24 protein-coding genes and 1 pseudogene are annotated in these 26,975 nt (G+C 63.3%); 18 read left to right on the forward strand and 7 right to left on the reverse strand.

The window, feature by feature from the left end:
- The first annotated feature begins 2 nt into the window (after nucleotides 1-2).
- The 3 genes from biuH to AC5V87_RS29225 are packed head-to-tail and all read left to right on the forward strand — an operon-like array spanning nucleotide 3 to nucleotide 2,705.
- On the forward strand, nucleotides 3-686 hold the full coding sequence (gene biuH / locus AC5V87_RS29215) for a biuret amidohydrolase (protein ID WP_456836964.1): 684 nt from the start codon (nucleotides 3-5) through the stop codon (nucleotides 684-686).
- Nucleotides 683-2,215, forward strand: a complete 1,533-nt coding sequence (locus AC5V87_RS29220) for an ABC transporter ATP-binding protein (RefSeq protein WP_495368533.1) — start codon at nucleotides 683-685, stop codon at nucleotides 2,213-2,215. The genes biuH and AC5V87_RS29220 overlap by 4 nt, the downstream gene beginning before the upstream one ends.
- 4 nt (nucleotides 2,216-2,219) lie before the next feature.
- A complete protein-coding gene (locus AC5V87_RS29225) occupies nucleotides 2,220-2,705 on the forward strand; it encodes a nucleoside deaminase (protein ID WP_456836962.1) in 486 nt (161 codons plus the stop codon).
- A 186-nt stretch (nucleotides 2,706-2,891) separates the two neighbouring features.
- Here AC5V87_RS29225 and AC5V87_RS29230 read toward each other — a convergent pair whose 3' ends face one another.
- Nucleotides 2,892-4,001, reverse strand: a complete 1,110-nt coding sequence (locus AC5V87_RS29230; RefSeq protein WP_456836961.1) for a hypothetical protein — start codon at nucleotides 3,999-4,001, stop codon at nucleotides 2,892-2,894.
- Between the two features lie 567 nt (nucleotides 4,002-4,568).
- On the opposite strand from AC5V87_RS29230, the gene AC5V87_RS29235 reads away from it, so the two are divergent.
- The 4 genes from AC5V87_RS29235 to AC5V87_RS29250 all read left to right on the forward strand — a co-directional run bounded on the left by AC5V87_RS29235 (nucleotide 4,569) and on the right by AC5V87_RS29250 (nucleotide 9,271).
- The gene (locus AC5V87_RS29235) at nucleotides 4,569-6,140 is read left to right on the forward strand and encodes an ABC transporter ATP-binding protein (protein ID WP_495368534.1); all 1,572 of its coding nucleotides are present in this window, start codon (nucleotides 4,569-4,571) and stop codon (nucleotides 6,138-6,140) included.
- Nucleotides 6,124-7,215 (forward strand): ABC transporter permease, encoded by a 1,092-nt coding sequence (locus AC5V87_RS29240; protein ID WP_456836959.1) that lies wholly within the window; start codon nucleotides 6,124-6,126, stop codon nucleotides 7,213-7,215. Before AC5V87_RS29235 ends, AC5V87_RS29240 begins: the two co-directional genes overlap by 17 nt.
- Nucleotides 7,202-8,119, forward strand: coding sequence for an ABC transporter permease (locus AC5V87_RS29245; protein WP_456836958.1), 918 nt, complete (start codon nucleotides 7,202-7,204; stop codon nucleotides 8,117-8,119). The genes AC5V87_RS29240 and AC5V87_RS29245 overlap by 14 nt, the downstream gene beginning before the upstream one ends.
- A gap of 75 nt (nucleotides 8,120-8,194) precedes the next feature.
- Nucleotides 8,195-9,271 (forward strand): BMP family ABC transporter substrate-binding protein, encoded by a 1,077-nt coding sequence (locus tag AC5V87_RS29250; protein WP_456836957.1) that lies wholly within the window; start codon nucleotides 8,195-8,197, stop codon nucleotides 9,269-9,271.
- Nucleotides 9,272-9,381: 110 nt separating this feature from the next.
- Here the strand turns inward: AC5V87_RS29250 and AC5V87_RS29255 are convergent, their stop codons facing one another.
- A complete protein-coding gene (locus AC5V87_RS29255) occupies nucleotides 9,382-10,731 on the reverse strand; it encodes an 8-oxoguanine deaminase (protein ID WP_456836956.1) in 1,350 nt (449 codons plus the stop codon).
- Between the two features lie 148 nt (nucleotides 10,732-10,879).
- Here AC5V87_RS29255 and AC5V87_RS29260 point away from each other — a divergent pair, with 148 nt between their 5' ends.
- Both AC5V87_RS29260 and AC5V87_RS29265 read left to right on the forward strand, forming a co-directional pair.
- Entirely contained in the window at nucleotides 10,880-11,707 is an 828-nt protein-coding gene (locus AC5V87_RS29260; RefSeq protein WP_456836955.1) for an FAD binding domain-containing protein, read from the forward strand.
- Entirely contained in the window at nucleotides 11,704-14,445 is a 2,742-nt protein-coding gene (locus tag AC5V87_RS29265; protein ID WP_495368535.1) for a molybdopterin-dependent oxidoreductase, read from the forward strand. The genes AC5V87_RS29260 and AC5V87_RS29265 overlap by 4 nt, the downstream gene beginning before the upstream one ends.
- A gap of 67 nt (nucleotides 14,446-14,512) precedes the next feature.
- Here the strand turns inward: AC5V87_RS29265 and uraD are convergent, their stop codons facing one another.
- The 4 genes from uraD to AC5V87_RS29285 form a co-directional block, all read right to left on the reverse strand.
- The gene (gene uraD / locus AC5V87_RS29270; protein WP_456836953.1) at nucleotides 14,513-15,400 is read right to left on the reverse strand and encodes a 2-oxo-4-hydroxy-4-carboxy-5-ureidoimidazoline decarboxylase; all 888 of its coding nucleotides are present in this window, start codon (nucleotides 15,398-15,400) and stop codon (nucleotides 14,513-14,515) included.
- A gap of 4 nt (nucleotides 15,401-15,404) precedes the next feature.
- Entirely contained in the window at nucleotides 15,405-16,340 is a 936-nt protein-coding gene (gene puuE, locus AC5V87_RS29275) for an allantoinase PuuE (protein WP_456836952.1), read from the reverse strand.
- A complete protein-coding gene (locus AC5V87_RS29280) occupies nucleotides 16,341-16,754 on the reverse strand; it encodes a DUF3830 family protein (RefSeq protein WP_456836951.1) in 414 nt (137 codons plus the stop codon).
- A gap of 87 nt (nucleotides 16,755-16,841) precedes the next feature.
- The gene (locus AC5V87_RS29285) at nucleotides 16,842-17,120 is read right to left on the reverse strand and encodes a hypothetical protein (protein WP_456836950.1); all 279 of its coding nucleotides are present in this window, start codon (nucleotides 17,118-17,120) and stop codon (nucleotides 16,842-16,844) included.
- 223 nt (nucleotides 17,121-17,343) lie between these two features.
- Here AC5V87_RS29285 and AC5V87_RS29290 point away from each other — a divergent pair, with 223 nt between their 5' ends.
- The 5 genes and pseudogenes from AC5V87_RS29290 to AC5V87_RS29310 all read left to right on the forward strand — a co-directional run bounded on the left by AC5V87_RS29290 (nucleotide 17,344) and on the right by AC5V87_RS29310 (nucleotide 22,818).
- Nucleotides 17,344-17,562 (forward strand): hypothetical protein, encoded by a 219-nt coding sequence (locus AC5V87_RS29290; protein ID WP_456836949.1) that lies wholly within the window; start codon nucleotides 17,344-17,346, stop codon nucleotides 17,560-17,562.
- Nucleotides 17,563-17,915: 353 nt separating this feature from the next.
- On the forward strand, nucleotides 17,916-19,016 hold the full coding sequence (locus AC5V87_RS29295; RefSeq protein WP_495368536.1) for an IS4 family transposase: 1,101 nt from the start codon (nucleotides 17,916-17,918) through the stop codon (nucleotides 19,014-19,016).
- A gap of 392 nt (nucleotides 19,017-19,408) precedes the next feature.
- Nucleotides 19,409-19,753 carry a hypothetical protein gene (locus AC5V87_RS29300; RefSeq protein ID WP_456836947.1) on the forward strand — a complete coding sequence of 115 codons (345 nt, stop codon included), beginning with the start codon at nucleotides 19,409-19,411 and terminating at the stop codon, nucleotides 19,751-19,753.
- Between the two features lie 2,439 nt (nucleotides 19,754-22,192).
- Nucleotides 22,193-22,542: pseudogene (locus AC5V87_RS29305) on the forward strand (response regulator).
- Nucleotides 22,543-22,644: 102 nt separating this feature from the next.
- Entirely contained in the window at nucleotides 22,645-22,818 is a 174-nt protein-coding gene (locus AC5V87_RS29310) for a DUF6894 family protein (RefSeq protein WP_495368537.1), read from the forward strand.
- Between the two features lie 631 nt (nucleotides 22,819-23,449).
- Here the strand turns inward: AC5V87_RS29310 and AC5V87_RS29315 are convergent.
- A complete protein-coding gene (locus AC5V87_RS29315) occupies nucleotides 23,450-23,740 on the reverse strand; it encodes a response regulator (protein ID WP_495368538.1) in 291 nt (96 codons plus the stop codon).
- A gap of 1,068 nt (nucleotides 23,741-24,808) precedes the next feature.
- Between AC5V87_RS29315 and AC5V87_RS29320 the strand changes: the two genes are divergently transcribed.
- The 4 genes from AC5V87_RS29320 (at nucleotide 24,809) to AC5V87_RS29335 (ending at nucleotide 26,707) form a co-directional block, all read left to right on the forward strand.
- Nucleotides 24,809-25,165, forward strand: a complete 357-nt coding sequence (locus AC5V87_RS29320) for a hypothetical protein (RefSeq protein WP_495368539.1) — start codon at nucleotides 24,809-24,811, stop codon at nucleotides 25,163-25,165.
- A 62-nt stretch (nucleotides 25,166-25,227) separates the two neighbouring features.
- On the forward strand, nucleotides 25,228-25,443 hold the full coding sequence (locus AC5V87_RS29325; protein ID WP_456836942.1) for a hypothetical protein: 216 nt from the start codon (nucleotides 25,228-25,230) through the stop codon (nucleotides 25,441-25,443).
- A 174-nt stretch (nucleotides 25,444-25,617) separates the two neighbouring features.
- Entirely contained in the window at nucleotides 25,618-26,178 is a 561-nt protein-coding gene (locus tag AC5V87_RS29330; protein ID WP_495371968.1) for an ATP-dependent DNA ligase, read from the forward strand.
- 172 nt (nucleotides 26,179-26,350) lie between these two features.
- Nucleotides 26,351-26,707, forward strand: coding sequence for a PRC-barrel domain-containing protein (locus AC5V87_RS29335; protein WP_130370878.1), 357 nt, complete (start codon nucleotides 26,351-26,353; stop codon nucleotides 26,705-26,707).
- Nucleotides 26,708-26,975 lie beyond the last annotated feature (268 nt).

Genomic DNA, 26,975 nt, shown 5'->3' on the forward strand with positions numbered 1-26,975 from the left:
TCATGCCCGAGCGCTACATCAAGTCCGAGCCCTATGCGTGGCCCTACAACGGCGATCTCCGCCCCCAAAACACCGCGCTCATCATCATCGACATGCAGACCGATTTCTGCGGCGTCGGCGGCTATGTCGACAAGATGGGCTACGACCTATCGCTGACGCGGGCGCCGATCGAGCCCATCAAGAAGCTGCTCAGCGTCATGCGCAAGCAGGCCTTTCACATCATCCATACCCGCGAAGGTCATCGACCCGATCTCTCCGACCTTCCCGCCAACAAGCGCTGGCGCTCGCGCCAGATCGGCGCCGGCATCGGCGATCCCGGCCCCTGCGGCCGGATCCTGGTGCGCGGCGAGCCCGGCTGGGACATCATCGAGGAGCTCAGCCCGCTGCCGGGCGAGCCCATCATCGACAAGCCAGGCAAGGGCTCGTTCTGCGCCACCGATCTCGAATTGATCCTGCGCGTCCGCGGCATCGAGAACATCGTGCTCACAGGCATCACCACCGACGTCTGCGTTCACACCACCATGCGCGAGGCCAATGACCGCGGCTTCGAATGCGTGCTGCTGCACGATTGCTGCGGCGCGACCGACAAGAGCAATCACGACCACGCCCTGAAGATGATCAAGATGCAGGGCGGCGTGTTCGGCGCGGTCTCGACCTCCGACGCCTTCATCGGAGCGATTTCGTGATCATCGGCGAAACACCGTCTCCGGCGGGCGCCTTCGGCGTCGACGCCATCGCCATGACCATGCGCTTCGGCGACTTCCTGGCGCTGGACAATGTCGAATTGAAGGTGCGGCCCGGTTCGTTCCACGCCTTGCTCGGCGAGAACGGCGCCGGCAAGTCCACGCTCGTCAAATGCATCATGGGCTATTACCACGCGACCGAGGGCGACATCCTCGTCGGCGGCCGCGAGCCGGCGATCGCCAATCCGAAGGATGCCCATGCGCTCGGCCTTGGCATGGTCTACCAGCACTTTACGCTGGTGCCGGCGATGACGGTCGCCGAAAACCTCGTGCTGGCGCGCGACGATGTGCCGGCCGTGGTGAACTGGCCTAAGGAGATGAAAGAGCTCGAGACGTTTCTCGCCCGCATGCCCTTCAAAGTGCCGCTCTCAGCAAAGGTCTCCGACATCTCGGCCGGCGAGCGCCAGAAATGCGAGATCCTCAAACAGCTTTATCTGAAACGCCGCTTCCTGATCCTGGACGAGCCGACCTCGGTACTGACGCCGGGCGAGGCCGATGAGGTGCTCGGCATGCTCCGCGACATGGTGGTCAAGGGCGAGCTGACCATTTTGATGATCACGCACAAGTTCCGCGAGGTCATGGCCTTCGCCGACGACGTCACCATTCTCCGCCGCGGCAAGCTCGCCGGCGCCGGCAGGGTCTCGGAGCTGACGCCCGACGCAATGGCGCGCACGATGATTGGCGCCGAGGAGCTGACCGTGCAGCCGCCGCGGACCGGCAAAGCCGGCAAGGCACGGCTGGAGCTGGACAAGCTGCGCGCGCTCGATGATGCCGGCGCCGTCGCGGTACATGACGTCTCGCTCACCATCCGCGCCGGTGAGATCGTTGGCATCGCCGGGGTCTCCGGCAACGGCCAGCGCCAGCTTGTCGAGGTGCTAGCGGGACAGCGCGAAGCCGAGAGCGGCGTGGTCCGCATCGCCGGCGATGCCTACCACGCCAGCCGCGAGGAGATGCGGCGCCACAAGATGTCGCTCCTGCCCGAGGAGCCGCTGAAGAATGCCTGCGTCGGCGGCATGAGCGTTGCCGACAATATCGCCTTCCGCGAGTTCGACCGCGCGCCCTTCGCCAGCGGCGGCTGGTGGCTCAACCGCGGCGCCTTCCGGGACGACGCGAAGAAGAAGATCGGGCAGTACAAGATCAAGACCCGCACGCCGGAAACGCCGATCTCGGCGCTGTCGGGCGGCAACGTCCAACGCGCTGTGCTCGCGCGCGAGCTTGCGGGCGACGTCGAGGTGCTGATTGCGGCCAATCCCTGCTTCGGCCTCGATTTCGCGGCGGTGGCGCAAATCCACGCCGAGATCATGGCCGCGCGCAACCGCGGTGCGGCGGTGCTGCTGGTCAGCGAGGATCTCGACGAACTGCTCGAACTTTCCGATCGGCTGGTGGTGATGTTCCACGGCGAATTCGTGTATGAAGCGCGGACCAGCGAGGCGGATCTCACGGTGGTCGGTCGACACATGGCGGGACACTGACAGCATGAGCGGCGCAGCCGAACGCGACGAACAGTTTTTACGCCTGTCCTTCGCGGTCGCCCGCCGGTCCCTCACCCACGGCAATCATCCGTTCGGCTGCATCGTCGTCGATGCCGACGGCACGGTGCTGATCGAGACCGAAAACGGATACATGCCGGATCACGACGGCACCGCACATGCCGAGCGCCTCGCGGCGACGCAGGCCTGCCGCACGGTCAGCCGCGAGGTGCTGGCCAGGGCTACACTCTATTCCTCTGCTGAGCCCTGCGCGATGTGCGCGGGCGCGATCTACTGGGCCGGCATCGGCCGCGTTGTCTACGGCCTCAGCGAGCACCGTCTGCGCGGCGTCACCGGCAACCATCCGGAGAACCCGACGCTCGATTTGCCCTGCCGCGAGGTCTTTGCCAGAGGCCAGCGGGCGACGGAGGTCGTGGGACCGCTGCTGGAAGACGAGGCCGAAGCGCTGCACGACGGCGTCTGGACGAAGTAGCTATTCCAGCAACCTGTAACGTGGGCAAAGGCGCGCTCGCGCCGGTGCGCGCCATGAGCATGCATGGAAGCAGAAGTGGTGGGCACGCTTCGCTTTGACCACTCTACAGCAGCGGTTCTTTTCGCAACGCGAATGGCGGCGCGCATCGCTGCACGGCGCCATTCGATCTCGAAATCCCTTGATCGATCAGAACTTCACGGTAATGCCGGAGTAGAGCGAGGACTCGGTGCACGAGCCGGTGCTCACCCGCGCGCCACCAACCAGGGTGGTACAGGCAACCGCGTTGTTGTGGTCGAGGCCGAACTTGTTCTGCCAGTAGCGATAGGCGACCCAGACGTCGACGAAGTGCGAGTACTTCTCACCCCAGATCGCCTTCGAGGCATCCATGGTCAGGCGGATCGGCTCCGAGTTGAACTCGATTTTGGTGGGATAGACGCCGTTGGCAACGCTGGCCGGAAGCGGCTCGGTGTCCGTTCCCTTCTTGCCATACCAGCCGGCGCGGCCGCTGATCGAGAAGTACTGCATGTTCGGTGGCAGGAAGCCGAGGTCCATGTAGTAATTGGTCTCGACCGCCCAGGTCGGCTTGAACGAGGTGTTGCCGTCGGTGAGACACGGGGCCATCCAGCCCGCGCCGCACTGCGAGAAGGAGTTGTGGTTGGCGAACTCCCAATACACCAGAGGCGCCACGTTGAAGTAGCCCTTGTAGGGAAGGTCGAAGGCGAACTGCAGACCGGCGACGACGTCCCGCTTGGCGGCGCCGAAATACCGGTTCTCGGTGTTGGCATCCATGCCAACCTCGAACGAGATGTTGTGCAGCGGACCTTGCGTGAAGGCCTTGGTGTTGAAGAGCTCGTTCCAGCCGAAGGTGGAACGGAACAGGCCGTAGATCTCGGTCGCGCCGGCGCAGCTCGCCGGTGTGAATGCGAAGCCCGCCGCCGGCGAAACGATGCCGCCGGTTTGCGTGCAGGGACCGGCCGGATCGTTGTGGTCCGACTTGAACATCGAGATGGTGAAGAAGTTGGTGCCGTAGGCCCAGAGGTCGAAGTGGGTGAAGGAGTAGACCTGCTTGGTGGTCTTGGCGTTGATCACACCGTTGGTGTTGGTGAACGCGCCAGGCTGCGAGGCATTGAAGATGTAGGAGAAGGTGACGCGGTCGTCGATCACCAGGAAGAACGGAAGGTCCGGCGCCTTCTTGGCGGCCTTGACCGGCAGGTCCGCAGCCTGAGCCCAGCCACCGGTGGCGAGCGTAGCAAGTGACAGCACCGTTGCTGCAACTGCCCTAGAACGAAACGACATCCTGAATACCCCCAAGTTTGGACACGTAAAAATGAACGTCCCTCGGGTGCGACACTTGCGCCGATCTCCCGATGTGAGAAGCCTCAACTTTCTCCAGCGCATGCCGCTTGTTTCGGCAGCGGACAGCAATTCTCTGCGGGCTTCGGCGCTTGTCGTGCTTCGCCGCTGATTGCGGGCAGCTACGCACCGTCCAGGTCGCGGCACACATTCCTGCCTGATATTGTTAGGCATTGGCGAATTTCTGAAAATTGGAATACGCTTGGCCGCGACGGCTGCCGAGCCGGGCGGGCATTGCATACGCGTGCTGGCGCGAATTTGCGCATCTTCACATCACCCCTGCACAGCGGGTTCCGATTTGGCGTAGACCGTCACAAATTTGCAACAGGCTGCCTGCGGGCGCGGTCAGGAAGCCGATCGAAGGTGATCGAGGCCCCCGCGAGGCGGGCGACTCGCGAGACCAAACCGCCTGCCGAAGCGTTGAGCAAGGGATGACGCTTTTTCGCATCTTACGCAGCAGCGCAAACTAGCCCACAATTGAGGCACTCACCCATGCAAGCGCATCAGCGAATGTTGGATCCGACACCCACTAACCTGCATTCCAGCGAGACCCCGCTGCTCCAGACGATCGGGCTCACCAAGCGCTATGGCGATTTCCTCGCCAACGATTCCATCGACATCGACATCTGGCCCAAGGAAATCCACGCCCTGCTCGGCGAGAACGGCGCCGGCAAGTCGACGCTGGTCAAGGCGATCTACGGGCTGATCCAGCCCAGCGCCGGCGAAATTCGCTGGCAGGGCGAAAGACTCGTGCTGTCGGGACCCTCGGAAGCCCGCAGCCGCGGCATCGGCATGGTGTTCCAGCACTTCTCGCTGTTCGAGAACCTCACGGTCGCCGAGAACGTCGCGCTCGGCCTCGACGGCAAGGAATCCTTCAAGGACATGTCGGCGCGGCTGGAGCAGGTGTCGAAGACCTATGGGCTTCCACTCGATCCCAAACGCGAGGTCTGGCAACTCTCCGTCGGCGAACGCCAGCGCATCGAGATCGTCCGCGCGCTGATGCAGGATCCGAAATTCCTGATCCTGGACGAGCCCACCGCAGTGCTGACGCCCCAGGAGGCCGATCAGCTCTTTATCGTGCTTGAGCGGCTCAAGGCCGAAGGCCGCGCCATCCTCTACATCAGCCACAAGCTCGAGGAGGTGAAGCGGCTCTGCGATACCGCGACGATCCTGCGCGGCGGCAGGAAGGTCGAGACCTGCAATCCCCAACTCGAGACCGCCGCCTCGCTGGCGCGCATGATGGTCGGCGGCGAGATCAAGCAAGTGAAAGCGCCCCCGGGCCGGAAGACCACCGTGCCGCGGCTCGTCGTCAACGATCTCTCGCTTGCGCCGGGCGAAGCGCACGGCGTGCGGCTCGAACACATCTCGTTCGAGCTGAAGGGCGGTGAGATCCTCGGCATCGCCGGCGTCGCCGGCAACGGCCAGGATGAGCTGTTCGCTGCGCTCTCCGGCGAGCGCCTGTCGAAGGACCCCGGCACGGTCGTGATCGAGGGCATCGCCGCTGGTCACCTCTCGATTACCCAGCGCCGCAAGCTCGGCGCCGCCTTCGTGCCCGAAGAGCGGCTCGGCCATGGCACCGCGCCTCGCATGAAGCTGTCGGAGAACGCGCTCCTCACCGGGCACGCCGCCAGCGGCATGGTCCATCACGGCTTCATCGACACCGCTGCCACGCTGAACACCGTCGACCGCGCAACCGAGACGTTTGACGTCCGCAAAGCCAAGCGCGATCCCGAGGCCGCTTCCCTGTCCGGTGGTAACCTGCAAAAGTTCATCGTCGGACGCGAGATTCTGCGTAACCCGGCGGTGCTGGTGGTGAGTCAGCCGACCTGGGGTGTCGACGCCGGCGCCGCCGCCGTGATCCGCCAGGCGCTGCTCGATCTCGCAACAGCGGGCGCCGCCGTGCTCGTGACCAGCCAGGACCTCGACGAGCTCGCGGAGATCGCCGACCGCATCGCCGTGATGTTCCACGGCCGGCTTTCCGCGCCGCTCGCGACAAGCGAGGCGAGCCGCGAGAAGCTCGGCCTTCTCATGGGCGGCAGCAGCCTCGACCCGAAGGAGGCCGCGCATGCAGTTGGTGCTTGAGAAGCGCGCCGAACGTTCGAACACGATCGCGCTGGTGTCGCCGCTGATCGCGATCGGGCTGACCATCGCCACCATGGTCATCCTGTTCGCGATCCTCGGCAAGAATCCGCTGCTCGCCCTGCATGCCTATTTCATCGCGCCGCTCACCGACGGCTATTCGCTGCAGGAGATCGCGGTGAAGGCGACGCCGCTGGTGATGATCGCGATCGGGCTGTCGCTCTGCTATCTCGCCAATGCCTGGAATATCGGCGCCGAGGGTCAATTCCTGATCGGCGCGGTCGCGGGAAGCTGGATCGCCGTGAAGACGCAAGGCACCGACGCCGGCGCCTGGGTTTTGCCGGCGATGCTGGTGCTCGCGACCGCCGCGGGCGCGCTGTACGCGCTCATCCCGGCGATCTGCAAGGTGAAGTTCGGCGCCAGCGAGATCCTGACCAGCCTGATGCTGGTCTATGTCGCGGACCTCTTCCTCGATTATCTCGTGCGCGGCCCCTGGCGCGATCCGCACGGTTTCAATTTCCCGACCACGGCGGAGTTCGATCCCGTAGCAACCGTCCCGCTGCTGATCGAAGGCGGCCGCCTGCATCTCGGCTCGATCATCGCCCTGCTCGTCGTCGCCGCGGCGGCGGTGCTGCTGGGTCGCACCATCAAGGGCTTCGAGATCCGCGTGGTCGGCGCGGCGCCCCGCGCTGCACGGTTCGGTGGCTTCAATGCCAACCAGCTCGTCATCCTGACCTTCGCGGTCTCGGGCGCACTGGCAGGTCTTGCCGGCATCATCGAGGTTGCGGGGCCGGTCGGCCATCTCCAGCCGGGCATCTCGCCCGGCTACGGCTTTACCGCGATCATCGTCGCCTTCCTCGGCCGGCTGAACCCGCTTGGAATATTAATTGCAGGTCTTTTCCTCGCGCTGACTTTTATCGGCGGCGAGCAGGCACAGATCGCGATGAAGATCCCGTTGGATGTCACCAAGGTTTTCCAGGGTATTTTGCTGTTCTACGTGCTCGCCTGCGATTCCCTGATCCTCTACCGCTTCAAGCTGGTCTTCCCGAACCGACAGGTGGCCCGTGGAGCTGGTTGAAGCCATCATCCTCTCGGTGCTCGCCGCCTCGACACCGCTCCTGATCGCGGCGGCCGGCGAGCTCGTGACCGAGCGCTCCGGCGTGCTCAATCTCGGCGTCGAGGGCATGATGATCGTCGGCGCCGCCTGCGGCTTTGCCGGCGCGTGGTTGACCGGGTCGATTCTGGTCGGCGCGCTGTTCGGCATCATTGCGGGAACGCTGATGTCGCTGATCTTCGCGCTGATGGCGCTCGGGCTCGCAGTCAACCAGGTGGCGACGGGGTTGGCGTTGACCATCCTCGGCATCGGCCTCTCCGGCCTCATCGGCGCCGGCTTCGTCGGCGAGCGCATCACGCCGGCGGCGCACCTCGCTATTCCCGGTCTCACCGACATTCCGCTGATCGGCCGCGTACTGTTCGGCGAGGACGCCTTCGTCTATTTCTCCCTCGCGCTCATCGTCGGCGTCTGGTGGTTCCTGTACCGCACGCGGACGGGATTGATCCTGCGGGCGTGTGGCGACAACCATGTCTCCGCGCATGCGCTCGGCTATCCCGTGCTGCGGATCCGCACCCTCGCCGTGATGTTCGGCGGCGCCTGCGCGGGTCTTGCCGGCGCCTATCTGCCGCTCGCCTACACCCCGTTCTTCATTCCCGGCATGAGCGCGGGCCGCGGCTGGATCGCGCTGGCGCTGGTCGTGTTCTCGTCGTGGCGGCCGGGCCAGCTCGTCGTCGGCGCTTATCTGTTCGGCGCGGTGACGATCCTGCAACTGCACGCGCAAGGCTGGGGCGTCGGCATTCCCTCGCAGTTCATGTCGGCGCTGCCTTACCTTGCGACCGTCGTCGTCCTGGTTCTTCTGTCCCGCGCGCGCACCGGCGGCTCGACCGCGCCGGCTGCGCTCGGCACCGTGTTCGTGCCTGACCGCTGATGTTTTTCCGCGAGATGCGCGATGGGGCGCGCATGTTGCGGATCGTGGCTTTCCCCTGATGTTTGGAGATTGATGATGAGGAAATCACTTCTTGCGCTGGCTGCCGGGCTGTTGCTCGCCGGAAGCGTCAGCGCCGCCTCCGCCGCCGACAAGCTGAAAGTTGGCTTCATCTATCTGGGTCCAATCGGTGACTTGGGGTGGACCTACCAGCACGATCTGGCGCGCCAGGCGCTGGTGAAGGAGCTCGGCGACAAGATCGAGACCACTTATCTCGAAAATGTCCCAGAAGGTCCCGACGCCGAGCGCGCCATCGAGCAGCTCGTCCGCGCCGGCAACAAGCTGATCTTCACGACCTCGTTCGGCTACATGGACCCGACGCTGAAGGTCGCCAAGAAATATCCGAACGTGCATTTCGAGCACTGCTCGGGCTACAAGCGCGACAAGAACATGTCGACCTATTCGGCGCGCTGGTACCAGGGCCGCTACATCCAGGGCCAGGTCGCGGCCAAAATGTCGAAGACGGGCGTGCTCGGCTATATCGGCTCGTTCCCGATCCCGGAGGTCGTCTCGGGCATCAACTCGACGATGATTGGCGCACAGAGCATCAATCCGAATATCAAGGTCAAGATCATCTGGGTGAACTCCTGGTTCGACCCGGGCAAGGAGGCCGACGCGGCCAAGGCGCTGCTGGACCAGGGCGCTGACGTGATCATGCAGCACACGGACTCGCCGGCCCCGATGCAGGTCGCCAGCGAACGCGGCAAGCTCGCCTTCGGCCAGGATTCCGAGATGATCAAGTTCGGTCCCAAGACCCAGCTGACCTCGATCCTCGATACCTGGGGTCCCTACTACATCGAGCGCGTCAAGGCCGAGCTCGCCGGCACCTGGAAATCCGAGGACACCTGGGGCGGCCTCGACAGCCACATGTTCGCGATGGCGCCCTACACCAACATGCCTGACGACGTGAAAAAAATGGCCGAGGATGCCCAGGCCGCGATCACCGCGGGCAAGTTGCATCCCTTCAAGTGCCCGGTCGTTGGGCAGGACGGCAAGCCGATCGAGTGCAAAGGCGGCGATCATCTCGACGACGGCCAGATCCTCGGCATGAATTTCTACGTCAAGGGCATCGACGACAAGCTGCCGGGCAAGTAGCACGCTTCTTGCATTGACCAAATCACCTGCTCCTCCCGGAGGAGGTTCGGAAGGGGGTGGCCAGAAGCACCCGGCACTTGTGGTCGCCCCCTCCGTTTGTTCGGCCTCGATCATCCCGCCTGCATGGCCCGCGCCGCCGCGCTGTGACGGCGGATGAGATCGGCAACATCAAGGCCCGGGATCGCCCCGTCGACCACCGCCCATTTCCCCGCCACCATCACCCGGTCGGCGCGATGCGCTCCGCACAGCACCAGCGCGGCCAATGGATCGCCGTGGCCGGAGAAGCGCAGCTCGTCGAGCTTGAACAACGCGAGATCCGCGGCCTTGCCGATGGCAATCTCGCCGAGTTCCGGCCGGCCGACACAGGCTGCCGAACCCTTCGTGGCCCAGCGCAGCGCATCCTTGTGGCTGACCTTGCTCACGCCATAGCGGGCGCGCTGCAGCAGGAACGCCGCGCGCACCTCCTGCATCAGGTTCGATCCGTCGTTCGAGGCGGAGCCGTCGACGCCGAGTCCGATCTGGACACCGGCCTCCTCCATCTCGCAGACCGGACAACAGCCAGAGGCGAGAAGCTGGTTGCTGCACGCGCAGTGACTGATGGTGGTCTTCGCCTTGCCGAGCCGCTTCATCTCCGCGGCATCGAAAAAGATTCCATGGGCAAGCCAGGTGCGCGCATCGAGCCAGCCGCATTGCTCGAGATAGTCGAGCGGGCGGCAGCCATACATCTCCTGGCAGAACTTGTTCTCGTCCTCGGTCTCGGCGAGATGGGTGTGCAGGCGCACATCGAGCTTGCCCGCGAGATCGGCGGTCGCGCGCATCAGCGACGTCGTCACCGAGAACGGCGAGCATGGCGCCAGCGCGATCTGCACCATCGCATCGGCGCCGCGCTGGTGATGTTTTGCGACCACGCGGGCGCTGTCGGCAAGTATGGTGTCCTCATCCTGCACGACGCTGTCAGGCGGCAGGCCGCCGTCGCGTTGTGACAGGTTCATCGAGCCGCGCGTCAGCAGCACGCGCATACCGAGCCGCTTTGCGACGGCCACCTCGATATCGATGGCGTCTTCGAGTCCTGCCGGGAACACGTAATGATGATCCGTGGTGGTCGTGCAGCCCGACAGCAGCAATTCGGACATCGCCGCGGTGACGCCGAGCTCCAGCGCTTCCGACGTCAGCTTCGCCCACACCGGATAGAGCGCCTGCAGCCAGGGGAACAGCTCGCGGTCCATTGCTGCCGGCAGCGCGCGGGTCAGGGTCTGGTAGAAGTGGTGATGGGTGTTGATCAGGCCCGGCAGCACGACATGCTCGCCCGCATCGAACACCGCGACATCCGCCGTCGCAGGCACGCCGCCGGTCGGCACAAGCTCGGCGATCCGGCCATCCCTCACCACGACACCGCGCTCGGCACCGTCTCCGAGAATGGCGAGCGGATCCTTGATCCAGACCGGATTTGCGTCGCTCATGATCCCGCTTCTCCTCACATTCGCGCGACGGACACCCAATGCGGCCAAGTGCCCGAACGCCCTCCCGCCGTGACTTGTTTGTTGCGACTTGGCTCCGGTCTTGCAAGACTCATCCCACGATTCACCGGGCGAAAGCGCTGGCGCAGCCATGGATTTGAATACCATCACGACGGTCGCCCATCCACAAACGCGCGCGCAGCTGCCTGTCTGGACGGCTGGCGATGCCTGGCTTGCAGGCGGCACCTGGCTGTTCTCGGAGCCGCAGGTCCACCTACGCCGGCTGATCGATCTCACCGACCTGAAATGGCCAGCGCTGACGATCACGGACAGCCATCTCACCATCGCCGCCACATGTACCGTCGCGCAGCTCGATGGCCTCGCCTGCCCGCCCGACTGGCTCGCGGCGCCCCTGATCGGCCAGTGCTGCCGGGCCTTCCTCGCCTCGTTCAAGATCTGGAAAACGGCGACGGTCGGCGGCAATCTCTGCATGTCACTGCCGGCAGGTCCCATGATCTCACTCACCGCCGCGCTCGACGGCGTGTGCACCATCTGGAAGGCCGGCGGCGGCGAGCAGAAGATTGCCGTCGTCGACTTCGTCACCGGCAACCAGCGCAACCGCCTGACTCCGGGCGACCTGATCCGGCAGATCGATGTCCCGATCGCCGCGCTGAGGCGCCGCACGGCGTTTCGCCAGATCTCGCTCGCGCCGGTCGGCCGTTCGGCCGCGCTTCTGGTCGGCAGCCTTGATGTCGACGGCACGCTGACGCTGACGGTCACGGCATCGACGGTGCGGCCGATCCAGCTGTCGTTTCGCAAAGCCCCGGAGGCGAGCGCGCTTCGCGAGGTGATCGCGCAGCAGATCACGGACGATTTGTACCACACCGACATCCACGGCAAGCCGCTCTGGCGCAAGCACATGACGCTACGGCTTGCCGAGGAGATTCGCGCCGAACTCCTCGGGGCAATGCCGTCATGAGTGTCGAGGTCAACGGCAAGTCGTTTTCGGATCAGCCGCGCCCAGGTCAGTGCCTGCGGACGTTCCTGCGCGAGCTCGGCCATTTCGGCGTGAAAAAGGGCTGCGACGCCGGCGATTGCGGCGCCTGCACCGTGCTGCTCGACGGCGAGCCCGTGCATAGCTGCCTGATCCCGGCGTTCCGCGCCGAAGGCCACGCCGTCACCACGATCGAAGGTCTCGGCGGCGATCACGGCGCCCATCCGATGCAGCAAGCCTTCCTCGATGCGCAGGGCTTTCAATGCGGCTTCTGCACCGCCGGCATGATCCTGACCTGCGCCTCGCTGAACCAGGCGCAACGCACCGATCTCGGTTCGGCGCTCAAGGGCAATATCTGCCGCTGCACCGGTTATCGGTCGATCGAGGACGCGCTGCTCGGCAAGCTCAATGTCGAGGAGAGCGTCGAGCCCGGCGCCCCGTTCGGCCGCAGCCTGCCGGCGCCCGCAGGCCCCGACGTGGTCCGCGGCAAGGCGCGCTACACGTTCGACACCGCCATCGAGGGCCTGCTGCACATCAAGCTGCTGCGCTCGCCGCATGCGCACGCCAGGATCGTCGCGATCGACAAGTCGGAGGCGCTGCGCGTCCCCGGCGTGCACGCGGTGCTGACGCATGAGGATGCGCCCTCGGTCCTGATCTCGACCGCGCGGCACGAGAAGGACTGGATGGATCCCGAGGATACCCGCATCCTCGATAACGTCGTCCGCTTCATCGGGCAGAGGGTTGCAGCGGTCGTGGCCGAGAGCGAAGCCGCCGCCGAGGAGGCGTGCCGCCGCATCAACATCGATTACGACATCCTGCCGGCGCTGATCGATCCCGAGCAGGCGATGGTGCCGGGCGCGCCCGTTCTTCATCCCGACCGCACCAGCGCGAACCGCATCGCCGATCCCCAGCGTAACCTGGCAGCAGAGACGCATGGCGAGTTCGGCGATGTCGCCGCAGCACTTGCCACCTCTGCAGTCACCTATGAGGCCACTTTCCACAGTCACCGCGTGCAGCACGCGGCACTGGAGACCCATGGCGGCCTCGCCTGGCTTGATGCCGCAGGCGTGCTCAATGTCCGCACCTCGACGCAGGTGCCGTTCCTGACCCGGCGCGCGCTGTCCGACATCTTCCAGCTTCCCATGGATAAGGTCCGCGTGTTCTGCGAGCGCGTCGGCGGCGGCTTCGGCGGCAAGCAGGAGATGTTCGTCGAGGACATCCTTGCCCTCGCCGCGCTCAGGACGGGACGTCCGGTCAAGCTGGAGCTGACCCGCGAGGAGCAGTTCATCGCGACCTCGACACGGCATCCGATGCGGGTGCACATCAAGGCCGGCGCCGACGCCGACGGCAAGCTGACCGCACTGCAGCTCGAGGTGCTCTCCAATACCGGCGCCTACGGCAATCACGCCGGCCCGGTGATGTTCCACTCGCTGTCCGAGTCGATCGCCGTCTATAACTGCCCGAACAAGCGGGTCGACGGCTACGCCGTCTACACCAACACGGTGCCGGCGGGCGCGTTTCGCGGCTATGGGCTGCCACAGACGCAAATTGCCATCGAAGCCGCGATCGACGAATTGGCCAAGCAGCTCGGCATCAGCCCCTATGACATGCGCCGGCGCAACGTCGTCAAGCCGGGCGACCCCATGCTGTCGCCGCCGCCGTCCGAATTCCACGACGTGCTCTATGGCTCCTACGGGCTCGACCAGTGCCTCGACCTCGTCGAGCGCGCGATGCAGGCCGACGGTCCGCAGCCGGCGCTGTCGCCGGAATGGCTGATCGGTGACGGCGTGGCGCTGACCATGATCGACACGGTGCCGCCGGCCGGTCATATCGCCGATGCCATGATCGCGCTCAATGACGACGGCGGCTTCGATCTCACCGTCGGCACCGCCGAGTTCGGCAACGGCACCAGCACCGTGCACCGGCAGATCGCCGCGACTGTTCTCGCGACCACGGTGGACCGCATCCGTCTGCGCCAGTCCGACACCGCCCATGGTGGCCACGACACCGGCGCCTATGGCAGCGCCGGTACCTTCGTTGCGGGCAAGGCGACGCAGGCGTCCGCAACGCAGCTTGCGACCGAGCTGAAGGCGGCTGCCGCCAGTGCGTGGCTCTGCGACACCGCGGGCTGCACGCTCGCCGACGAGGCGGTCGTCAGTGGCGTGCGGCGGATGCCCTTCGCAGAGCTCGCGGCTTTCGCGCGCGAACGCGGCCGGCCGTTCGCCGCCACCGGCAATTCCGGCGGCACGCCGCGCTCGGTCGGCTTCAACGTGCAGGGCTTTCGCGTCGCCGTGAACAAGGGCACCGGCGAGCTCAAGATTCTCCGCAGCGTGCAGGCCGCGGACGCGGGCGTCGTCGCCAATCCCATGCAGTGCCGCGGGCAGGTCGAAGGCGGCGTCGCACAGGCGCTTGGCGCTGCGCTGTACGAGGAGATGGTGATCGACGCCGAGGGGCGCGTCACCAACCCGAAATTCCGCGACTACCACCTGCCGTCCTTTGCGGACGTACCGCGCACGGAAGTCTTCTTCGCGGAGACCTCGGACACGATCGGACCGCTGGGCGCGAAGTCGATGAGCGAGAGTCCGTATAATCCGGTCGCGGCTGCGCTCGGCAACGCCATTGCCAATGCCACCGGCATCCGCTTCACCGCGCCGCCGTTCAAGCCGGATCGGCTGTTTCCGGCGCTGCTCGATAAGTTTGGGGGCTTCGACCGGATTCGATAGCAGCGACCATGGCGACGCCATGCTGCCTCGCCTCGCCTGCGGGGAGAGGCGAAGAGCGTGCTTGCAATCAGCTCCCGCGATAGGTCGAGTAACTCCACGGCGTCACCAGCAGCGGCACGTGATAGTGGCCTTCGGGCTCGCTGATTGCGAACTGCAGCGGAATCTGATCGAGAAACGGCGGATCGGGCGTCTGCACGCCACGCTCAGCGTAATATTTTCCGACGCTGAATCTCAGCTCGTAGCGACCGATCGGCAGTGGCCGGCCGCCGATCAGCGGCTGGTCAGTGCGGCCATCCGCATTGGTCACCGCCCGCGCGATCACACGGTTGGCGCCGAGATTCGCAAGCTCAACGAGCTCGACTGCAATACCGGGCGCGGGCTTGCCGGCGTGATTGTCCAACACATGGGTCGAGAGCCGGCCGTGTACATTCAACTTGTCGTCGGCAATCACGAGCTGATCGAGCCGCAGCGCGGAGATGCGGCCGATCTCCTCGATCGCGCGCCGCGTCTCGGTTTTGGCAATGTTGCGCAGCCGCGTCTCGAAGTCGCGCAGGACGGAATCCTTGGTGTGACGGCGTACGCAAACGATGTAGGGGAAGCCGAATTTTTCACGGTAGGCGCTGTTGACGCGCTCGAACGCCGCGTATTCGGCATCCGACAGCCGGTCGAGGCCGGCGCTGTTCTGCTCGTCGGTCGATTCCGCCGTCAGGCCCGCAGCGCGCTGGGTCTTGTTGGCGAGATCTGGATGGGCGCGGATCAGCGCGAGCTGCACGTCAGGCTCGGCACTCTGGATCGCCGCCACGAGCGCGATGTGCAACTGGTTGATGCCCGCGAACGGCCGCTGCTCGGCAAGCTTCTCCGCGATCCACGGCGAGTATTCGACAACATTGGCGAGCGCGGCGACGAAGTCGGCCTGGCTGGCGGCATTGAGATCGGCGAGCGAGAGCTGCGGCATCGCGTTACCCGATCTCGAACGCAGCAGACGCGAGATGAGCATGCTTGTCGTGCCAATGCTGCGCGATCTGGAGCCGGGTCGGCACCCAGACGCGCTCGTGCTTGCCGATATAGTCCAGGAAGCGGATCAGGCCCGCGGCGCGGCCGGGACGTCCGGCGAGACGGCAGTGCAGCCCGACGGACATCATCTTTGGCGCAGTCTCGCCTTCGGCGTAGAGCACGTCGAAGGCGTCCTTCAAATAGGTGTAGAACTGCTCGCCTTCGGCAAACCCTTGCGGGTTGATGAAGCGCATGTCGTTGGCGTCCAACGTATAAGGAATGATGAGCTGCTTGCCCTTTGCGCCCTTGACCCAATAGGGCAGATCGTCGGCATAGGAGTCGCAGAGATAGAGGAAGCCGCCCTCCTCCATCAGCAGGCGGTTGGTGTTGATCGAGGAGCGGCCGGTGTACCAGCCGAGCGGCCGCGACCCGGTCACCTCGGTATGGACGCGGATCGACTCGCCGATCTCGGCGCGCTCCTGCGCCTCGGTCATGTCCTTGTGCTCGATCCATTTCAGGCTGTGGCTGGCGATGTCCCAGCGCGCCTCCTTCATCGCCGCGACAATCTCGGGATTGCGCCTCAGCGCGGTGGCGACGCCGAACACGGTGGTCGGCCAGTTCCGCTCATTGAATATCCGCCACAGCCGCCAGAAGCCGGCGCGCGCGCCGTATTCGAACATCGATTCGATGTTGGCGTGGCGCTGACCCGGCCAGGGCTGCGCGCCGAGCACGTCGGACAGGAATGCTTCCGAGGCGCGGTCGCCGTGCAGGATGTTGTTCTCGCCGCCTTCCTCGAAATTGACGACGAACTGCACCGCGACGCGCGCGTTGCCCGGCCATTGCGGGTGTGGCGGGTTGCGACCGTAGCCGCGGAGATCGCGCGGGTAGCGGGCGTCAGTCACTCAGACTTCCTCAAAGCGGATTGGCAGCGCGCCTTTCCACAGCACGCTCTTGCCGAGAGTCGCGAGATTCTCGAGGCCCGAGGTCAGCGTGATGAAATGGTTGCCGGCGAGCTGGCCCATCTTGCTGGCGAAATGCACGCCGCCATAGGCGAGCAGGATCTCAGTCTCGCTGATGCCGCCGGGATAGAGGATGATCTGGCCCGGCGCGGGATAGCTGGTGTGGTTCTCGTAGCCGACACCGAAATCGAGATCGCCGAGCGGCATCCACACGCCCTCGCCGCTCCAGCGCACATGGATGATGTGGCTTTCGAACGGCAGCGCCTTGCGGAATGCGGCGACCGTCTTGGGCGCCAATTGCTCCTCGAAGCGGGCGTCGAAGGTGAAGTCGCCAGCGCGGATAATGAGTTTGCTCATCTCATCTCTCTGGGTCGGGGCGATGGCCCCACGGGAATTTTCAAGCAAAGAGCATTCCATGGGCCGTCGCGCAAGTGGCGCGGACCTTCACCGGCGGTCGTAGGACCAGCCGAAGATGCCGCTCCGCCGCACCTCCGGCTCCGCCTCGGTGGCGGGCGGCGGCGCCTCCTTCGCTTCGGCCTGGGGCGGCGGCGCGGGCGCTGCCGGAAGGTTCTCGCATTTCATCGAGTAGACCAGTTTGCCGTCCGCCGTGCGCCCGATCGGAGCGCAGGGGTCCGGATGCGCAGCCGTGGCCTTCGGGGTCAATTTGACCTGCGCGGCCGCCGGTGAGGCCGTCAACAACAGGACCAGCAGATATCTCGACATCGTTGTCGCCTGGAAAGCCAATTCGGCCCATTGAACCGGATTGCGGCGGGCGAGTCCACCGCGTTACGGGTGTGATTGCCGAATATTTAGCCGAGATGAAAGAATTTGCTCGCTCCAACGTGAACGCGACGCCGCTGATATTCGGAAAGGCGCATCGCCATGTCAGCGGCGACGACGAGCACACAAGACACCCCAGCCGGAGCGTCGTCACGGGAGAAACGACATGGAAAAATTCTTCGCCATTCTCGGCGGCGCCCTGATTGCCGCGGCCACCATCCAGGCCGCCGCGGCGAGCGACCGCCGCGACGTCCGCAAGGCGCAACCCGCCCCCGTCACCCATTCAGTGCGCGACTCCAATGCCGCAATGTGGCCGTCGCAGCCGACCACGCCCGACTGGTCGCGCTACGCCAATGGTGCGATGTCCGCACCGGCGGGACGGTGATGACAATATCAATTCCGTCATCCGCTGCGTAACGGCGAAGCCGTTATCGCTGGAGGTGCGTGGCATGGGACGCAACGTGTCCCATGCGGAGCCTAAGGATGTACGGCCGAATTGCAGCCGGGCCATCGCCCTCTAGTCTGCAGCGCTGCGCACGGCAGAGCGCGCGCCTCCAGGGTGACGGTGACAGATTGGCGCTCGTTGCACATGTTCAAACACGCCTTCGCATCCTCGCGGCTGATGTCGCCCGAGCTTTGCTTAACCTCTCCACCCTCGAATCCAAGAGGGCGCAGGGAAGGCCGCATAGGCGTTAAGTTTATTCTTGAGTGTTGGAATCACACGTGATTCCAAGGGGCATGGCAGACGAATCGCTTCTAAATGAGGACTGGACGAGAGTGGTTGCGCAGCTGGGTGGGGCTGAGCAGCTTGAGATAAGCGCGCGCCAGACGAAGGCTTTCGCGCGGCGGCGCCAAATTCCAGACGCGGTGGCGTTGCTTCGGCTGATGCTGGCCTATTGTTTAGGGGAAAGAGGATTGAGATCGACAGCTGCGTGGGCGGCTTCTGTTGGCCTTGCGGACCTCAGCAGCGTGGCGTTGTTCTATCGCCTGCGTCAATGTGGCGATTGGTTTGCAGTGCTGGTGGAGAGCTTGCTCGATGCGGCAGCGCCGAAGGCGAGCCGAGGCCGCCTGATCCGCATCGTCGATGCGACGACAGTACCTCAGGCCGGGCCGACTGCCCGCAGGAGCAGTGAGCTTTGGCGGCTTCATAGTGCATTTGATCTGCCAAGTGAGCGCTTTGGTCACTTCGAGCTAACGGATCAGCAAGAGGGCGAAACGTTTGACCGGATACCAGTAGTCAAGAACGAGATCCGCATTGCTGACCGCGCTTATCTGCAACCTGACCGCATCGCGGCTGTCCGCGCGGCTGGTGCCGACGTTCTGATCCGAGCAGGCTGGAAGAACGCGCGCTGGCTTGATGCCCAAGGCCTTCCATTCGATCTGATGGCCCAATTGCGTGCGGCAAAGGCACGCGGACTGATCGATCGGAGGATTTGGATCAAACGCAAGGACGGGACGCCTCTGGCTATGCGTCTGGTTGCGGTCAAGAAGCCCACCGGTGCGGCCGCGGCTTCGCGTCGTAAAGCTCGGCGAGACGCACGAGACGAAAACCGCATCATCTCCAAAGGGACTCTGGAAGCCGCGGATTGGGTCATTCTGGTCACGTCGCTCGCACGGGACGAGTTCTCCGCCAAGGATGTGCTTGCACTCTATCGACTGCGATGGCGGATCGAACTTGGCTTCAAGCGACTGAAAAGCCTGATTGGTCTCAAGACACCGCCTGGAACTGATCAGCGTTCGGCGAAGCCCTACCTGCTGGCTCACCTCTTGATTATCCTGCTGCTCGAGCCGCTTGTCCGCGACTTCGAGGACTCTCCCCACTGGAAGCAGGCCGCCTGACGACACCTGGCGGTTGGCGTATCTTGCAACAACTCGTTGCATCCTTGCTGCAAGCAATCATTCCACAACCAACCATCCGCCGCTTGCGCCGCAGTAAGCGAGCGCTTGGGCGGCACCTGCGCGAGCCTCCCCGAAAACGTCAATATCAATCAATGCTTGCGCTACCTTAACGCCTATGGGGAAGGCCGGGTGCCGGCTGGCACCCACGGTCCACTGTGCGAAGAGTAGCGCGAAAGAACCGCACAGCAGCATACAGGTGAACCCCAACACACGGCCTTCCCTGCGCGATGGTTGGACGGCTTATGCCGTGCTCTCCCGGGAGCCGAGTTCGTTCTGGCCTCCCTCACCCTGACAGAAGTCGCCGGCAGCACGCCGGTTGACGCGACTGCCGCATGAGTTCGGCCCCCCGACAAAGACTTTTACTGGTCCTCGAGGACTTCCGCGACGGCGCGGCCTTCCGCGAGACCGACGAAGGCATCGACCATTCCACGCCGATCGATGACCTGCTCAGCGGGCAATATGACCGGGTGCTTCGTTTGGTCGCCTTCAACCCGGCCGAGGGCTGGTCGCGCGACGCGCCCGAAGACATCGCGCGCGAGCTCGAGCACCGCATCGCCTCCGATGGGCTTGAGATCTCTCCCGCGTTGAAGGATTTCGCGGAGAGACAGCTTGGCCGCGCGATCGGCGTTCAGCTGGCACTTCCGCTGCGACACGCAAACGCACACATCCGGCTATGAGCCGCGAGCTCACGCTCCCAAAGCTCGCACACGCGTCCTCCGGTCTCGTCTTCCAGACCCGTTGAGGCGGAGCAACGCCTGAAGGAAGAAAGCCCCAGCCACGGAGCTCGCTGACAGCGAGACGAACCTGGTGCATCCAACCCGGAACGATGGTCCAAGGCGAGACTTGGCTCTGCATGCGTTTCCGACGCATGAGGCTCTCCGACGGATAGCCCGAGCGGCCCCAGCCCTGGGCCAACGTCCAGGCCTGGGGCCGTTTCATTGCATACACAGGCCGCCAAGATCAGCCGCCTCTTGTTAGGCTTGGGCGTCTGAGAATCCGCAGCAGCCCGAGACGGCCGGGATCAGGCCTGGGAAAAACATGCAAACAATTCATGTTTGTTAATGCCGGAACAGCTAAGCGATGGGAGCGTGCGTTCACCGGGGCTGGCGTCTTTCATGTCGTATCAGTTTTAAAACCCGGTAGGGCCCTGTTCCCGAGCAGGGCCCTTACTTTGTCGACTCCCAACTCGGGCCGAGCAATGCCCAGCTATCCCCAATGACCGAGCCGGCCTCTTTGAAGCGAGCCATGGTGGCTGGTCCTAACAGGATGACCGCTAGATTAAATTTAGTACACTCTATCATTTGAGACTCCGGGAGTGAATCCCGGGCGGGACGCTATAAACCGGCGTGCCGCGTTGAGTATGGTGCGTCGGGCGGTCTCGGTGCGTCTCGGTCCTCCAGCCCCGGAGATGCCCGGGACCGTTCGTACCCGAAGAGGGGAATTCGGACATCGGATGTCGCCGGACCTCGCCCGGCTGCATGTTCAATGAAGCTGTCAGGTCCGCACCCAACTCCAGTTCAACTAGGCTTGCTGTCCAACCTTCGGGAATGGTCGCGAGCACTCGATCCACAGCAGCGCCTCGCTCCGTCGCTGCCAGCCAGCGCTGGTGTTCGCCGCTGTCGGTTCTGACCCGAACCAAATAAACCCGTTGCAGGCCGTATAAGTACCAAAACGGGCTTAGGTTTCTGTGAGGCCGCCTTAGTTCATCTTGCCGCGTAGGTTCCTGATGATCTCCCGCAGCTCCGCACCGTACTGCTCGATTAGCGCCGCGCCTTAATCAGCCAGGACGGCTTGGCTTCCTTATCCTCAATCTGTTTGTCGGGCCGGGCATGGCTCGATGGTCCGGCGCGGACGCATGCACCGCTTAAGATAAATCAAGCCTCCCGATCGTTGTGCATGGGGAACGGCTCGTGCGTCTTGCGACCTAGGAACGTGTCTGGCTTGGGCAACTTGAGCGCTTCAGCCGCTTGCGCCGTCATTTGCCGAATGCGAGCGCACTCTTCTGCGATCTCGGAAGCCAGTCCGTGTATTTGCTCGTGAGTAGCCGTGACGGCGCTCCCTTCGCTTTGCAGGCGGGAGCTCTCTCGGTCTCTCAGCCACCGACGCCTACGGGCAGAGCCTTGGGCGGTGATGAAGGGTAAACTACCTCAGGGCTGTTTGGTTCAAAACTGAGCTTATGGCTCAGGCGATTGCCAACCAATCCGCCAAGAGCTTGTATTCGCGAGCCATTTCCAACAGCTCCAGCTTGGCCGCCGGGGTAGTTGTGACGGCTGCCTGATGGCGGCAGAGGGCCTCAAGCGACCGATAGGACTCGGATCGAGGATGCATCAGGAGCACCGTGGCGCTCGATGCGGTTCGCGTCCATCACTTGTGTTACAAAGTATACATTCGACGATGTGCGCCAGACCCAGCGGCCTTAGTCGTTCTCAGTCCTTGCTTGCTCGATCGCTCTTTCGAGCTCTGCGGCGAGGACCTTATAGTGAAAGACCACCCGCTCGAACGCCGCTCGCTTGATCTGCGACTTGGCCGTATCTCTCAACTGCTCACATTTTCGATCTGCTCGCGCAACGTGGCGAGATGTTCGAGCATGTCCTTCATGGCACGTTCCCCCTCGGGAACTAGCTTAGGGGCCAATCAGGACGCGGGCAAGTCAGTTCAACACTCGGAATCAAATAGGGAGGGGAGCGCTTACAGGAATAGCGGCTCCGGCCACCTGGAGACACTTCTATGGGAGGGTCACAAGGGCCGGAGCCACCTTCCGCCTGAGCGCGGACAGGCATCCTGCACGAAAATCAGTGAGCAGCCGTTAAAACAGATCAAGTGATTCGCAATTGCCAGTCCCCCCTCTATTTCTAGGTAGACGATTGGAGGCGGCCGTGCTGGACATCGAAGGTCAGCTAACCACGTGTCGCGCTCGAATTTCGGAATGCGAAAAAAATTCGCGATCGAGCGATCGACCTTAAACAGCGTGAGCTGTTCGCGAAGCTTGCTGATCAGCACAAAGTGCGAGCTGCTGAGGCAGGAGACGTCACATTGAACGAGCTCCGCACCATCGCACTGCAAGCAATCCCGCAGGCGACGAAGATCATTCGTCAATAACAGGGGACGAGGACAACATGGCTCGTGTGCTGCTGGTGGAGGACGAAGCGCTCATCCGGATGATGGTAGCGGAGATGGTGACGGAGCTAGGTCACACAGTCGCTGCCGAAGCCGATGATGTATCAACAGCCCTTGAGCGCGCCCGGCGCGATGAGTTTGACGTCGCCATTCTGGACATGAAGCTAGGCTCCCGAGCGCGGAGCCCGTGGCCGACGCTCTCGCCCGCCGCAACATCCCCTTCGCGTTTGCAACCGGATACGGCAATGCTGGGCTGCCGGAAGCATTTCGAGACCGTCCGTACCTCACCAAGCCCTTCACGGCGGAAGTGCTCGAACAGTGCATTTCGAAGCTATTGTCGGCGAGATGACCCGGAACAGGGTGAGAGAAGCCGCGTTGCTCGTCCAAGATGCCCCGCTATTTTTTTCACGTCCGACATGGACAAAAGCATATTGATCACGAAGGTGAGGAGTTGCCCGACAAGCAGGCGGCTTGGAAGGAGGCCACGGTGATGGCCGGTCAGACCCTCCAAGGGCTAAACGGCAACTTGCACCCGGGGCGCGAATGGCGGATGGAAGTCACGGACGAATTTCAGAACGTCCTTTTCGTTTTGCATATTTATGCTGAGAAGCCACCGCAGCCATGAACTCCGAGACCGCAGCGAAGATATACCGTCCGAAAGCGGAAGAATGCCAACGAGCAGACATCCACCCTGATTGGTGAGCGATCAAGCCAGGTCGACAGAAGTTCAGAGGTACGATCCGAGAATAGACCGGATGGCAAAGAAGGAGCCAGCCGCGGCAATAGCCGTCGCAGTTATGGCGACGGCGATTCTCCCAGTCTCGTCCAATCGCGCCTCGTACAGAAACTGAAGTCGTGGCGGCCCCAGCATCGGGCCGGGGGCATGATGATGCTGGGCCTCCGGACAGGCTCTTGCCTCGTGGGACTGAGGCCGTCACCGGCAACACAAGCGGATGTTGGTCGCTGGGTTCCTTGGATTGCTCCATATTCCCAGAAGTGTGCCCCCATCCACACACGACGAGTGGCGAAGAGAAAGCCTGGGGCTATGGCCAAGGCCGCCAGCGTGAACAACTGCCAGTTACCTGGCGCACAAACAAGTACGGCTCCAGGTTGGGCAACACTGGAGCCGCCATTTCCAATCTTCTGCCCACGGGTTGGGGACGCGGGGAGCAGAAGCGCACGGTAAACGCACCGCCCGAAAGGTTGGTTCCCACACACGTCAGCGTCGGCTCTAGAGGGCGCCAACTCATGCGACATTAATCAGTCGGCGCCGGCGCATCGTTTAGCAATTGAGACACAGCCGTGACGACCTGCGCAGGCGCGAATGGCCTGGTCAGAAGAAGGCTGTTGGGCACGCCACGCGACGCCCACTCGTCTGCAGCTGCGCCGGCCATGTAAACTACAGGAAGGTCGGCGAATAATTCTCTAGCGCGTTTTGCCACCTGCCAGCCCGTGTGTTCGTCCTGCAAATTGATGTCTGTCACAAGCGCGCGGTATTTATGATCGTCATCAAGCAGCGCTAGCGCCTCCTGGCCGGAGGCTACCACCTCCGTCTCGAAGCCCCCTCTGACAACGCCTCCTGGACCATTTCCGCGGTGAAGTAATCGTCCTCGACGACCAATATCCGCAATGGAGTTTGCACGGCCCGCCCTCCAGCCACATCGTTGTGGCTGCGCGCTAAGTACAAAGTGCAGACAACGTTCCAAGCTGTCTTAGGGCATCCCTAGTCCGGGACGCTGGGAGAGTCAGCCTTTCTTTGTCGATACTGATGCACCTATCGCACATCAGGGCGCCGATCTGCCTCCGGCAGTTGGCGCTCTAGCCAATCGGCAATGACCTTGTACTCTCTTTGCATCTTTTCGAGTTCTTCTCTCGTTTCTTTGTGCTGTGTAAGCGCAGCCTGCTCTCGGCAAGTCCGCTCTAACGCGCGGTACATACGATGAGGCATTGTGACTTCCCCGTCACGAAGGATGCCGCAAGTAACACCTCATTCCGGGCTTGGGAAATTACCCATGTGAATTATCCGGAATTTTCCGGGCGGCCGTTTGGGCCTCTCGTGGAAAAGGCTCTTGTGTTTTCCTCCCGAGGAACGTGTCGGGAACAGGAAATCGAATGAGGATCTGTTCGGCTTCCCTGACGCTTTCACGTAAGAGCTCTAAAAGGCTGATGCAGAAGCCGTCAACTCGACTATCCAGCGAGCGTCATCCAAACCGCGACGGTTTGGCTTCTTTGTCTGGCAAATGTCGGAAGCGTATCCCAGTGAGGAGCTTTCCCTCGTCGACCGCACAAGGTTCGCGGTGATGCAACGAAGAGCTGGGCTAATTACCATGGAGCCACATCCAATAAGGACGAATACCGGAAGCGCCGGGATGCAAATCTGACGTGGCTATGCATTGTGCCGGTCAGTTATCCGATAGTGATGTTTGCTCTCCTATGGGTCATCGACGGATTCCGACGTCGCTAGCAAAATAGTGCCAGTCGGCGAAGCCACACATCAACTCCCGATTCCCGCGCAGTTGGCTATCCACATCCACGATGCGCAGTGTCTCGCTCACGATCCGAGCCACTAGGGATTGATTATTTGACTCTACCCCGCGCCTCGCTTCGATAACGGCATGCCTCGCCCTGTTCGCCGCCACACGCCCACACAAGCCGACGGCCGACCGTGCAAGATCACGTTCGGCGAGATGCGTGAGATGGGCTTGCGCGGCGTCTTGGTCTACTGCCATTGCGGGCACCACGTCGAGCTCAGCGCTGATCGCTGGCTGGACGAAGTGCGGCTATCCGACGTCGAGCCCGCGGTTCGTCTGCGCCCGCTGTGGCAACCGTGGCGCAGTGGTCAGGCCGGATTTGGAAAGCGGCAAGCCGCCGGAATTCGCGAGATCACGTCCGTAAGGGGTTGCCGCGAGGCGGCCCGCCCGAATGAAACCGAAACCTTGCCCGCTTTCTCTCCCGAGATTCACATTCGTTAATGCAGCTACAAAGATGAATGCGCCTCCCTGCTAGATGCTGGGCAATTCGGGAGCATGCTTCATTGACCGACGAAGTTTCATCAAAGGGCCGATTTTTCATTCGAATGGGAGGCAAAGGTTGGATGGTCTACGATCGAGAACGCAAGGGTCCAGCACTGATCGGAACCGCATGGGCGGCCAATTTGACCAAGGAGCACGCTGAAGAAGTGCTACGTTTGCTTACTTCTTCGCCTCTGGATAAGCCGCTTTCTGCAACCGAAAGGGGCCCGCCAGCCTGATGCCCAGAGGGCCCTGCAAAAGGGCGGCCCCAACTGGGCAGCAGCTGGGGCCGTTGGGGTCTGCTCCGGTTTCAGGGGGCTCTTGGGGAAGCCGGAGCAGGAAAGAAGTTCGCCAGATTGCCACTTGTTCCCGACTCGTAAAGGCAGCGGGAGTCTTATCTTCGGCCCATGCGTATGGCGTACGAGCTGTGCCTAGCGACAGCCGGCAAGCAGGTCCCGAACGGGCCGGACTGGATTCACGAAGTGAAGCACGATGGCTACCGGATGCTAGTCATCCGGGAGAACAAACGCGTGCACCTCCTCTCGCGCAACGGCACTGACTGGACCACGCGCTATCCCTGGATTGCCGAGGCGGCGCTGAAGAACCGGCAGAAGCGCTTTGTGATCGATGGCGAGGTCGTGATCCTTGGAGTGGACGGCACCAGCGACTTTAACGCGCTGCACAGCCGGCAACACGACCACGAGGTGCAGCTCTGCGCCTTCGATGTCCTCGCGATGGGCGGAGACGACTTGCGGCCCGTCCCCCTCCACTTGCGCAAAGCAAATCTGGAGCGGCTACTGGCGCGGCGCCCGGACGGTATAACCGTGGCCCCGTTCGAGCGTGGCGAGATCGGGCCGCGGCCGCAACGCAAGAGCGATCACTTCATCCGCTGCGCGATCTGGCGAGTTGCTAGATATGCGCGAGCTCGGCGAGGTGATAGCCGGCCATGTGGCCGGCGATATCGCCCACGATAGCTCCCTTGATGCATCCTTTTGGCTTTCATGCGGTTCTCCGAGGTAGAATCCGTCGGATCAATCGTCGCAGGCCCGCCCATTCCCCGTCTTCGCAAGTCCGGAAATTGCTTCAGGAACGAGGCTCGGCCGCGCATCGTTATCGTATCGATCTTAACCGAAGAGGAGGATGACAATGGAAACGGAAAGGCGTGAAACAGGAACGCTGATTGGCAGCGACAAGGTCGAAGGCACCGCGGTGTACGGCGCCGGGGACCAGAAGATTGGCTCAATCGAGCGCGTGATGATCGACAAGGTGAGCGGCCAGGTCTCGTACGCAGTCCTCGGCTTCGGCGGCTTCTTAGGCATCGGCGACGACCACTATCCGCTACCATGGCAGTCCCTGAAGTACGACACGAACCTGGGCGGGTACCGGACCAACCTAAGTGCCGACAGGCTGCAGGGCGCGCCCCACTACGGCAATGATAACGAGTGGAATTGGGACGACCCGGGACGGGCGAGAGTGGTGAACGACTATTACGCTGGGTTCTAGGCGCCGCTGCTCCTTTCGGGCGAGGAGCCGCGGCCTGGGAACACGCAAGCGGAGCGGCCTCGACGTTTCTACGGAACACCGAGGCCGCGGACATTAGCGCGCCCGGAAATCGCCTGCCTCGGGTCGCACTGCCGCTGATAGAGCAGATCGAATGATTGAGCTTGATCCAGCCGCGACTACAGCAAAAGGCCCCGACGTATCGCACGAAAATCATCAAGCACGGTTACATTCACCGTCCCCTTCTCTTCGCGGATGAGTCCCGCGAAGG

The organism is Bradyrhizobium sp. SOJA106, assembly GCF_059448745.1.